Here is a 10,783-nt window from a genome sequence, read left to right as displayed (position 1 = left end):
ATCAGAGTAGGAATTTTCCTATTCTGATTTTGTTTTTTGTATGTTTTTAATTTCACGTTATTTTTCATATGCACTTGGCTAGGGATGTTATAATTTAGGGAAAAATGAGGTCTTAAATTATTATAATAATAAATTGATTGATCAAGCTGCTGTGAGAGATTCTTAAAGTTTTCAAAAGTATCAATCAATCCAAACTCATATTTCAGAATGCCGTTTACCCTCTCTGCTACAGCATTCTCATAAGGATCCGAGTTCTCGGTCATACTGATAAGAATATCACTTTTCCTTAACGTTTCAGTATATTCTTTACTACAATACTGCAATCCTCTGTCTGAATGATGAATTAAAGAATGTTTATACACCCTGTTCTTTATGGCTTGTTTTAATGCTTTCAATGTGGAGGCAGTCTGTAAATTATCACTTAGTTCATATCCTACAATTTTCTTTGAATAGGCATCGGTAATCAAATGAAGATAATAATTTTTCTCTTTAGTCTTCAGATAGGTAATATCTGCAACCCAAACTTTTTCTGAACATTTCAACTCCTTTTCTTTAATAATATTCGGGTATTTCTTCATCCAATGTCTGGAATTGGTTGTTTTAAAATAACTGTGTCTTCTGGGAATTAAAAGATAATTCGATCTTAAAAGTTGAAATAGCCGATCTCTTCCTATACGAAGATCCTCTTTTGAAAAATCATTTTTAAGTAATACATAAAGTTTTCGAGTCCCTATTTTAGGCATCTTCTTACGAATTGATAATACCAGTTCTATAATCCTTTTTTGATTATTGATAGAATCAGGCTGTTTCTTCCTTTTATAATAAGCTTGTTTACTGTATCCAAACAATCGGCAGATATCTTCCAGTGAAAGATTTGTATACGGCCTTATTTCCTGGATTGATTGGAACCAGACTTTTTTACAATTTCAATCTTCAACTCACGCTCTGCGATTTCTATAAATCTCTTAAACACTTTGAGCTCTTCTTCCTTTTTGGATAAAGCAGCTTCAAGCTCTTTAATCTTTTGTTTCTGTGGATCTTTCATAGGTCTGCCTTTACTTAATTGTTTTTCATAAGTAAAGTTACCATATTTTATTAACCAACTTGAAATGCATGAATTACCCCGAATATTGTATCGAGTTTGCAATTGGGATTTTGTATATAATCCCCGTTCATATTCAGAGACAACTTGTCGTTTGAATGCCTCACTGTATTCTTGGACAGGGGACGATGTTTTTTTTAGATTCATAAGGGTGACTAATTTTATGGTTTTTTAGTCAACCTTTTTCAGGACGAGACATTATATTAAAATAGCCGTCTTGAAAAGGTCGGTTTTTTGTTTGTGTAAATACCGTAGAAATACGGATTTCGGCAAGGCTTTATTACTTCTATCTTTATCATGCACTTAAAAGAACAAAATAAAAGAATATGTTTAACCTGAATTACGACCAGATAAAGACAGAAATAGAATCCGAAGTATGCGAAGAACACGGCATGCATCCGGAATTTGTAAAAACTGACGAAGGTTTTGGAATAAAAGCCTGTTGTGAACCTTTCAGAGAAGAACTGGTTGAAAAGTCAGGAAAAATGATTGAAGAAGAAACAGAAAAGATCCTCGAAGAAATGATGAAGGATCTGTTTAAAGAATAAGTTTTTACGATGTTAAGATAACTTTGTTATCGGAAGCTGCTCCGGATGGGGTGGCTTTTTTTGTGGGCACTACTAAATAAAATTATTAATATTAATAGAGCAGGATCGTAAACAAAAACCACCCCAAAACAGGGCGGTTTTCTCAGTAAAATAAATTGAAAAGTTATATATTCTGTTATCTTTTCTTCATACTCGTTCCGGCTAAGGAACTGATGAATACAAGGCCAAACCCGATATAAGCGGCAAACGCCGTCAGGTATATAATTAAGCTGTTAAAGCTTGGTTCTAAGGCGTATACCAATACAGAAAATGCAGCAAAACTTAACACCAGCATTAGGCTCCATATATGCAATTTTGCAGCATCTTCATTTCTCTTAAAAATCATTTCAAAAAAGGCTCTCATCATTACTAATATTTTAAGGGTTATACATTAATTAATAGGATAAAGGCGCACTCATCACGGTAAAAAGAATACATTCTTTTACTGGGCTAAGGTTCACGATGACTTTGCCATTTATTTATATCATAACACCGGGCTAAAAGTCCGGGATATTTTTGTTTTTTTTGAACCAATAAATGATTCTTGCTTATTGTGATACCAGTCAGATACGGGTGCAAAACTGCTGTGAAAAACTAACGGGGGTTAATTAATCACGAGCCCGTATCTTTTACGGCATCGTAGAAAAAAAAGGATTCATATACTAGATATGAACTTGAATCAGTGGAAAAACTGAAAATCCACAGAAAACCTCTTTTCTCATCCTTAGTGTTTTTTTAATTTTTTCTCAATAACTTACATGCTAATTTCATGCCAAAGTTCTGCTTTTACGATTAACACATTGTTTCACGGGATTAGCGAAACCTGTAGTGAAGCGTGTTTTCATCTGTTATTTCCTTAAACGAAGAAAAATTTTCTGTTTTTGGCAGGGAATAATTTATTACGCAGAAAATATTTCGGAGAAATTATAATTCTGTAAATTGATACCATTCCAGAATATTTTAAAAATGAATCAGAAAGATTTTAAAGATCATTGAATGGGTAATTACTGATCGTAAGATGATGATATCATCAGGATCCGTGTCAATCTGTGGAATCAGTGGGATACATATAAGTTTCGGCTAAAGCCATTGGAAGAGATTCATTTAAAATAAACGGGCTAAAGCCCATTTCTATTGATATTATTAAATTTGTATTATTCGTGAAATCATTCGTGTAATTTGTGTTTAATTTTAAAAACCACAAGTAACACCAATATTCCTTCACAAATAACACAAATATATATACGCAATCATCCGTGTCAATCTGTGGAATCCGTGGTTATAAAAATTTTAAGTTTCGGTTAAATCTCATTCCTATTGAATTTGTGTTATTTGTGAAATCATTCGTGTAATTTGTGTTTAATCGTAAGAAACACAAATACCACCAATATCTTTTCACAAATGTCACTAAGAAAATACGGTGAAATTCATTATAAGCTAATGAGTCATTCCTATTAAAATAAAAAAACCGCCTTTAGAAGACGGTTTCGTATTTTACCAGTTTTTATCGATCATATAAATAATCTGGGTTAAAGCGGTAGCTCCCAATAAAAGCTCTCTTCGGTTGACCTTTTCAAAAGTATCTTCTTCTGTGTGGTGAATATCGAAATATCGCTGCGAATCCGGCATCAGCTCAGCAGCTGGAATTCCCATATCGTGAAGCGGATAAAGATCTGTTCCTGAAAACCGCTCTTCAAAATTGTAAACTCCGTAGGGAAGAAATAAATTCGACCAGCTTTTAATCTGATTTCTTTTCGCATCATCCATATCCAGGGCAATACCTCTCGGTGCAAAACCTCCGGCATCTGTTTCAATAGCAAAAAGATGTTTTTCGTTTTTCTCTTTTACGGTTTTACCATATTGAATTCCGCCTTTTACGCCGTTTTCTTCATTAGCGAAGCAAACCACTCTGATGGTGTGGTTGTTCGGAATACCTAACTTTTTAAAGGTTCTTAATACTTCAATACTCTGTACAATTCCGGCTCCGTCATCATGAGCGCCTTCACCTACATCCCAGGAATCAAGATGTCCACCGACAACGATAATACTTTGATCTTTTTTACCGGTGATTTCCCCGATCACAGAATGGGAGAGTTTTTCTCCTTTCATTCCACAGTTGGAATTCAGTTTTGCCGTGACTTTCTGGCTTTTCAGTAAAGCTTCCAGTTCATCTGCAGTTGTGCTTCCGATGGCTACCGCAGGGATTTTGGAAACTTTGTCTTCATAGCGCATTGCTCCGGTGTGAGGCACATCATCAAAAGCAGAAGACAGAGATCTTACGATGGCGAATTTTCCTCCTTTTTTAGCGGTTAAAGAAGCTGCCGTCGTTCTGTATTTTGCAGCATCACCATAGGCTTTGAAAGTCTCTACAAATGACTGGCTGAACGCATAATTGAAGAATACAATTTTATCTTTCACTTTTTCAGCCGGAAGCTTGTCATATTCTTCCATCGATTTTACCATGATAATTTCTCCTGAAACATCTTTCCCTCCGGTTCCTTCAGAATTTCCAAGGGAAAGCATTTTAAGGCTTTTCCATTTTCCGTTGGAAGTCCGGATGTTCAGAGATTCTTTTCCTCTTTCCCAGACCGGAATCATGACCTCCTGAAGCCATACTTTATCAGCGCCTGCATCACGAAGTTTTTGTTCAGCCCACTTTACAGACTTTTCATAGGCTTCAGAACCGCTTAAACGGTGGCCTATGTTTTTTGTAAGCTCTCTAAGCTCTGTGTATCCTTTTCCGTTGTTCAGAATTTCTGTTGAGATTTTTCTGAACTGGATAGAATCTTCTTTAGACTGGCCGAAAGCGACCATTCCAAAAAGCAATAATGAAGTTCCTAATATCTTTTTCATTGTTTACCAATTTTTATCAATCATATAAATAAGTTGTGTCATCACCGCAGAACCAAGCAATAGCTCTCTTCGGTTGACTTTTTCAAAAGTGTCTTCTTCGGTATGGTGGATATCGAAATAGCGTTGCGGATCCGGAACCAGTTCAGCAGTGGGAACTCCCATTTCATGAAGTGAGGCGATATCTGATCCGGAATATTTACCTTCAAAATTGTAAGCGCCATAAGGTAAAAAAAGATTTATCCAGCTTTTGATCTGGTTTCTTTGAGGCTCGTTCATTTCCAGGGAAATTCCCCGTGGTGAAAATCCTCCTGCATCCGATTCTATAGCAAATAGATGTTTTTCGTTGTTTTCTTTGGCAACTTTACCATATTGTTTTCCGCCTTTTGTGCCATTTTCTTCGTTGGCAAAACAAACGGCGCGAATGGTATGATTATTCTGAATACCTAATTTTTTAAAGGTTCTTAAGACCTCAATACTTTGAACAATGCCGGCTCCGTCATCATGAGCACCTTCTCCAACATCCCATGAATCTAAATGTCCACCAACAACAATAACACTTTGGTCTTTTTTACCGGTAATTTCTCCAATCACAGAATGGGAAAGCTTTTCTCCCTTCATCCCGCAGTTGGAATTAAGCTTTGCGGTGACTTTCTGATTTTTTAATACTGTTTCAAGTTCATCAGCTGATGTATTTCCGATTGTTACGGCTGGTATTTTGGAAATATTTTCGTCATAACGCATGTTTCCTGTGTGTGGAACATCATCGAAAGCAGAGGAAAGAGACCTGACAATGGCAAATTTTCCTCCTTTTTTAGCCGTTAATGAAGCGGCAGTTCTTCTGTAGGGATTTGCATCACGATAAGAAATGAATGTCTGTACATTTCCCTGATTAAAAGGATAGTTGAAAAACACAATTTTATCTTTCACTTTTTCAGCGGGAAGTTGATCATATTCTTCCAGTGATTTTACCATGATGATTTCTCCGGAAACATCTTTTCCGCCCGTTCCCTCAGAGTTTCCAAGGGAAAGCATTTTGATACTTTTCCATTTTCCGTTGGATGTTTTGATGTGCAAGGATTCTTTTCCTCTTACCCAAACCGGGATCATCACTTCCTGAAGCCACACTTTATCGGCTCCTGCATCACGAAGCTTTTGGGCAGCCCATTGTACGGATTTCTCGTAGGCTTCGGAACCGCTTAAACGGTTGCCTATTGTTTTGGTAAGTTCTCTCAGTTCATTGTATCCTTGACCGTTGTTCAGAATTTCAGTGGAAATTCTTTTGAATTGGATGGAATCATCTTTAGTCTGGCCCAAAACGGCCATACCGAAAAGTAATAATGTTGTTCCTGCTATCTTTTTCATTGTTACCAGTTTTTATCAACCATAAAAATCATCTGTGTGATGGCGACAGCTCCGAGAAGAAGTTCTCTTTTGTTCACTTTGTCAAAAGTATCCAGTTCTGAGTGGTGATAATCAAAATATCTCTGGGTATCTACTACAAGCTCTGCTAGAGGGATATCCAGTTTTTTTAAAGGTGAAATATCCTGAATGGCTTCTGTCTGGTCAAAATCATAAACGCCATAAGGAAGAAAATATTCTTTCCACGGATACACGAGTCTTCTTCTTTGAGGAGACATATCCAGGGAAAACCCTCGGGGAGAATAGCCTCCGGCATCGGTTCCTAAAGCAAATATATGTTTTTCGTCTTTCTTTTTTACGTACGCAGCATACATCTCACGGCCCTGGCCTCCGTTTTCACTGTTGGCATACAAAACTACGCGGATCGTATGGTTGTTTTCATATCCAAGTGCTTTCAGGGTTCTTAACACTTCAATACACTGCACAACCCCTGTTCCGTCATCTACTGCACCTTCACCAATGTCCCACGAATCCAGCTGAGCCCCTAAAACAATTACTTTTGAATCTTTTTTGCCTCCAATTTCAGCAATGATATTGGGATTGGTAGTGTCACCTTTTGATTCTGCAGTCATGTTGATTTTCGCAGTCACTTTCTGTTTTTTCAATGTTTTTTCCAGCTCATCTGCAGATCTTACTCCAATTGATAAAGCCGGAATTTTAATTTTATCATCTGGTTCGTAGTAAATCATTTTGGCATGAGGAGTATCGTCACTAGCAGTGGTCAGTGATCTTATAATTAATGCTTTTGCTCCTGTTTTAGCAATCACAGAAGCGGAAATTAATTTTGATTTTGCACTCTGTAAATAAGAGTCACTGGTATTGATAATTTTCGGGTCCATAGGAACATTCACAAAAACTATTTTGTCTTTTAACTGCCCCAGTGACATGGTATTAAGTTCTGATGTGGAATTGATTAAAACGATTTCACCTACCAGGTCTTTTCCGCCTGTTCCTTCAGAATTTCCGAAAGAAAGCATTCTGATATTTTTCCAATCTCCATTTCCTGCTTTGATCTGTAAGGATTCTTTTCCTCTGATCCAGACCGGAGCTTTGGCTTCCTGCCTCCAGATCATATTAATCCCAATTTCCTTGAATTTTTTTTCAGCCCATTCTACAGATTTGGTATAACCGGGAGTTGCACTGAAACGCGGACCGATTCTTTTGGTGAGTTCTCCGAGATTATCGTAAGCAGTACCGTTTGTCATAATTTCATCTGAAATTTTTCTGAATTCATCATGATAATTAAATCTGGCAACAGTACCTTTTTTTGCAGGGCCTTTTTGTGGTTTTTTCTGAGAAAATAAAAATCCACTCAAAAAGAGTGGAAGTATAATGAATATTTTTTTCATTTATTATTTACTTATCTTTTCCGTTGATAAAAGTAGGGAAAAAATAGTAATTTATTAAGGTTTCATATCGTACATTAAAAGGGCTGTAATCAATTTTGGCTCAATAAATGTACATTTCGGAGGCATGCTTAATTTTAAGTCTGAAATTTTAATCATGTCATTAAAACTTACAGGATAAATTCCAAAACCAACTTTACCTTCACCGTTGTCTACTTTTTCTTTTAAAAGATTGATTCCATTGATATTGGAAGTTCCTTTTACATAAGAAATAAGTTCAGAGCTGTCCGGATCTTCAATTTTCAGAATGTTTTTGAAAATATATTTATCCAAAAGATGGTGATCAAGATTATCCAGAGACATTTCTTTGGAACGAAGATCGTGTTTCACGTGAAGAGAGTAGAACTTCCCATCCATATACATTGAAATATGGAATTTTTGAGAAGGATAGTATGATGCTTCTCCTTTTTCGTGAATAAGGAAATATTTCTCAAGTTCTTTCAGGAAATCTGCCGGAGAAATACCATTCAGGTCATGTAAGATTCTGTTGTAATCATGAATCTTTATAGACTGGTTGGAAACAATGAAACTGTATACAAAGTTGTAATGCTCTGTACCATTATGCTTTTTGTTTTTCTCCTTATGGTATTTTGCATTGATTGCTGTGGAACCGATTCTGTGGTGTCCGTCAGCAATATAAAACGAATCAATCTGATCAATCACTTCTTTAAACTGTTGTAGCTTAAGGCGGTTATCTATTCTCCAGATTTTATGTCTGATCCCCATAGAATCGACATGATTGAAGATAGGAACATTTTTTTCCTCATGATTCATCAGCAATTCAATTTTTGAATTGGCAGGATAGGTAAGAAGTACAGGTTCAGCCTGTAGGTTTACTTTTTCAAGGTAATGAGCCAGTTTTTCCTTTTTTTGAGGAATGGTACTTTCGTGTCTTTTGATTTTCCCATTCCAGAAATCTTCAATACTTGCCAATCCCAGAAGTCCTCTGAACATCTGTTTGTTGGGATAGATCTGCTCATAAAGATAGTAGGCTGAATTATCCTGGACCAATTTCTTTTCTTCCAGAAGTTCTTCAAATGTAGAACGGATCTTTCGAAGGTTCCGGTCAATATCTTTAGATTTACTTACAACATAAGGTTTAATCATATTGATGTAAGTATTTTCAACTTGAGCCTTCTCTGCGATCTCTTCCTGGGTGAAATTATCCAGTGGATGGGTAGGGAAAGTACTCTCAAAGTCTCTATGAGGTCTTATTCCACGGAAAGGTTTAAAAACAGGCATATTTATCTTATAGTTTCTTTTTGTAGCTTAATAATTTGTTCTGCAAGTTCGATACCGATTTTCTCCTGCGCATCTACTGTATTGCCGCCTACGTGAGGGGAAAGTGATAATGCAGGGTTCATCAATAAAGGCAGTTCCGGGTTGGGTTCGTTTTCAAAAACATCCAGTGCAGCTCCGGCTACTTTTCCTGACTCGATAAAATCGATAAGGGTCACTTCGTTGATGACACCTCCTCTTGCAGTATTTACAATATAGACCCCATCTTTCATTTTCTCAAACTGAGGGGTGTCTATAATATACTCATTCGTTTTCGGCGTATTGATACTGATGAAATCTGCATCTTTAAGGAATGCATCCATATCATTGGTGGAAGTGATTTCAAAGTTCACAGACTGTCCGTTGAAGAAGTTCAGCGTAAGAACTTCTGTCTTCGGGCTTCTTGTCAGAACGGTTACTTTCATTCCTAAAGCAATTCCAATCTTTATAACTTCCTGACCAATGCTTCCAAAGCCGATTACTCCCAATGTTTTTCCTGAAAGTTCATACGCATTGCTGAATGACTTTTTCATGGCGTTGAAATGAGTTTCTCCTTCCAGAGGCATCAATCTGTTCGATTCGTGAAGGAATCTTGCCAATGAAATAAAGTGTCCGAAAACCAGTTCTGCCACTGATTTTGAAGATGCTGTAGGCGTATTGATGACTTTGATGCCTTTACTTTTGGCATATTCTACATCAATATTGTCCATTCCGATACCGCCTCTTCCGATAACCTTAAGGCCCGGGCATGCATCAATCAGATCCTGTCTTACTTTCGTTGCACTTCTTACCAGAAGAACGTCCACATTATTATCGTTGATAAAATTAATAACGTGATCCTGAGCCACTCTATTGTCCAGAATTTCAATTCCGGCTTCTTTTAGAGTATTTTCTCCTGCTTTTGAAATTCCGTCGTTTGCTAAAACTTTCATGAGTTATTGTATGATGTTAGATTGAAGATGTCAGAAGTTAGATTTTGAGTTCTGTTATCTGACATCTTTTGTCTGATATCCTTCTATTTTTCGGTCGCCTAATATAAGCTATTTTATTGACTTCATTACATCCACCAAAACCTGTACACTTTCGATAGGTAAGGCATTGTATAAACTCGCTCTGTATCCGCCAAGGCTTCTGTGTCCGTTTAATCCGCTGATGCCTGCAGCTTTCCATGCGTTGTCGAACTCTTCTTTCTTGCTTTCGTCTGTAATTTTGAAAGAAACATTCATGAGTGAACGGTCTTCTTTTACACAGAAAGTTTCGAATAACGGATTGCTGTCGATTTCGTCGTATAAAAGCTTAGCTTTAGCTTCGTTTCTTTGTTCTGCAGCAGCAATACCTCCGTTTCTTTCAAGATACTGAAGGGTAAGTAAAGAAGCATATACAGGAAATACCGGTGGGGTATTGTACATAGATTCTTTAGCAATATGCTGAGAATAATCCAGGATAGAGAACATGTTTTCTCTTCCTGTTTTACCAAGGATTTCTTTTTTGATGACCACTAGAGTAACACCAGCAGGGCCCATATTTTTCTGAGCTCCGGCATAGATCAGGTCAAATTTAGAGAAATCAAGTTGTCTTGAGAAAATATCAGAACTCATATCACATACCATCAGTGTATCCACTTCAGGGAAAGATTTCATTTGAGTTCCATAAATGGTGTTGTTGGAAGTGCAGTGGAAATAATCGTATTCTGCACCTACCATATAATCTTTAGGAATAAAAGAATAGTTTTCTTCTTTTGAAGAACCTACTACATCCACTGTTCCTACTTTTTTTGCTTCTTTAATAGCTCCGGCTGCCCATGTTCCTGTATCCAGGTAAGCTGCTTTTCCTCCTACTTTCATCAGGTTGTAAGGAACCATTGCAAACTGCAGGCTGGCACCACCACCTAAATAAAGTACTTCATAATCATCACCAAGATTCATCAATCTTTTTACAATGGCACGCGCTTCGTCCATTACCGCAACAAAATCCTTGCTTCTGTGAGAAATTTCAAGAAGTGACAATCCAATACCGTTAAAATCAAGGATAGCCTGTGCTGATTTTTCAAATACCTCCTGTGGTAAAATACATGGTCCTGCGCTGAAGTTGTGCTTTTTGTTCATATTTTTATTTTTTGGGTGCTTTGGGAATGAATA

At 36.9% G+C, this 10,783-nt stretch carries 9 protein-coding genes; 1 reads left to right on the top strand and 8 read right to left on the bottom strand.

Going from position 1 to position 10,783, the window contains the following annotated elements; genetic code table 11:
- Nucleotides 1-1,249, bottom strand: a protein-coding gene (locus tag DDF69_RS17665; protein WP_114820660.1) for an IS3 family transposase whose coding sequence is annotated in 2 segments (ribosomal slippage) — nucleotides 1-922 and nucleotides 922-1,249 — 1,250 coding nt annotated over the 2 segments. Because the reading frame shifts where the segments join, the coding sequence is not laid out codon by codon here. This gene is flagged as partial in the annotation.
- Between the two features lie 179 nt (nucleotides 1,250-1,428).
- Here DDF69_RS17665 and DDF69_RS17660 point away from each other — a divergent pair.
- Nucleotides 1,429-1,650 carry a hypothetical protein gene (locus DDF69_RS17660; protein ID WP_114821936.1) on the top strand — a complete coding sequence of 74 codons (222 nt, stop codon included), beginning with the start codon at nucleotides 1,429-1,431 and terminating at the stop codon, nucleotides 1,648-1,650.
- Between the two features lie 175 nt (nucleotides 1,651-1,825).
- On the opposite strand, the gene DDF69_RS17655 is transcribed toward DDF69_RS17660, so the two are convergent.
- The 7 genes from DDF69_RS17655 to serC form a co-directional block, all read right to left on the bottom strand.
- Complete coding sequence (locus tag DDF69_RS17655; RefSeq protein WP_147367550.1) at nucleotides 1,826-2,056, bottom strand: hypothetical protein; 231 nt, start codon at nucleotides 2,054-2,056, stop codon at nucleotides 1,826-1,828.
- Nucleotides 2,057-3,183: 1,127 nt separating this feature from the next.
- Nucleotides 3,184-4,542, bottom strand: a complete 1,359-nt coding sequence (locus tag DDF69_RS17650; RefSeq protein WP_114821934.1) for a M28 family peptidase — start codon at nucleotides 4,540-4,542, stop codon at nucleotides 3,184-3,186.
- 3 nt (nucleotides 4,543-4,545) lie between these two features.
- Nucleotides 4,546-5,904, bottom strand: a complete 1,359-nt coding sequence (locus DDF69_RS17645; RefSeq protein ID WP_114821933.1) for a M28 family peptidase — start codon at nucleotides 5,902-5,904, stop codon at nucleotides 4,546-4,548.
- 2 nt (nucleotides 5,905-5,906) lie between these two features.
- Nucleotides 5,907-7,310: a M28 family peptidase gene (locus DDF69_RS17640; protein ID WP_114821932.1), complete on the bottom strand. Its 1,404-nt coding sequence runs from the start codon at nucleotides 7,308-7,310 to the stop codon at nucleotides 5,907-5,909.
- A gap of 54 nt (nucleotides 7,311-7,364) precedes the next feature.
- Nucleotides 7,365-8,609: a DUF1015 domain-containing protein gene (locus tag DDF69_RS17635; protein WP_114821931.1), complete on the bottom strand. Its 1,245-nt coding sequence runs from the start codon at nucleotides 8,607-8,609 to the stop codon at nucleotides 7,365-7,367.
- Nucleotides 8,610-8,611: 2 nt separating this feature from the next.
- Nucleotides 8,612-9,577: a D-2-hydroxyacid dehydrogenase gene (locus tag DDF69_RS17630; protein WP_114821930.1), complete on the bottom strand. Its 966-nt coding sequence runs from the start codon at nucleotides 9,575-9,577 to the stop codon at nucleotides 8,612-8,614.
- Between the two features lie 108 nt (nucleotides 9,578-9,685).
- Nucleotides 9,686-10,750: a 3-phosphoserine/phosphohydroxythreonine transaminase gene (gene serC / locus DDF69_RS17625; protein WP_114821929.1), complete on the bottom strand. Its 1,065-nt coding sequence runs from the start codon at nucleotides 10,748-10,750 to the stop codon at nucleotides 9,686-9,688.
- Between the last annotated feature and the right edge of the window lie 33 nt (nucleotides 10,751-10,783).

Source organism: Chryseobacterium sp. KLBC 52 (assembly GCF_003347605.1).
Taxonomy (GTDB): domain Bacteria; phylum Bacteroidota; class Bacteroidia; order Flavobacteriales; family Weeksellaceae; genus Chryseobacterium.
Note: the sequence above shows the minus strand (reverse complement) of the source record. Positions and strands in the feature narration are given on the sequence as shown.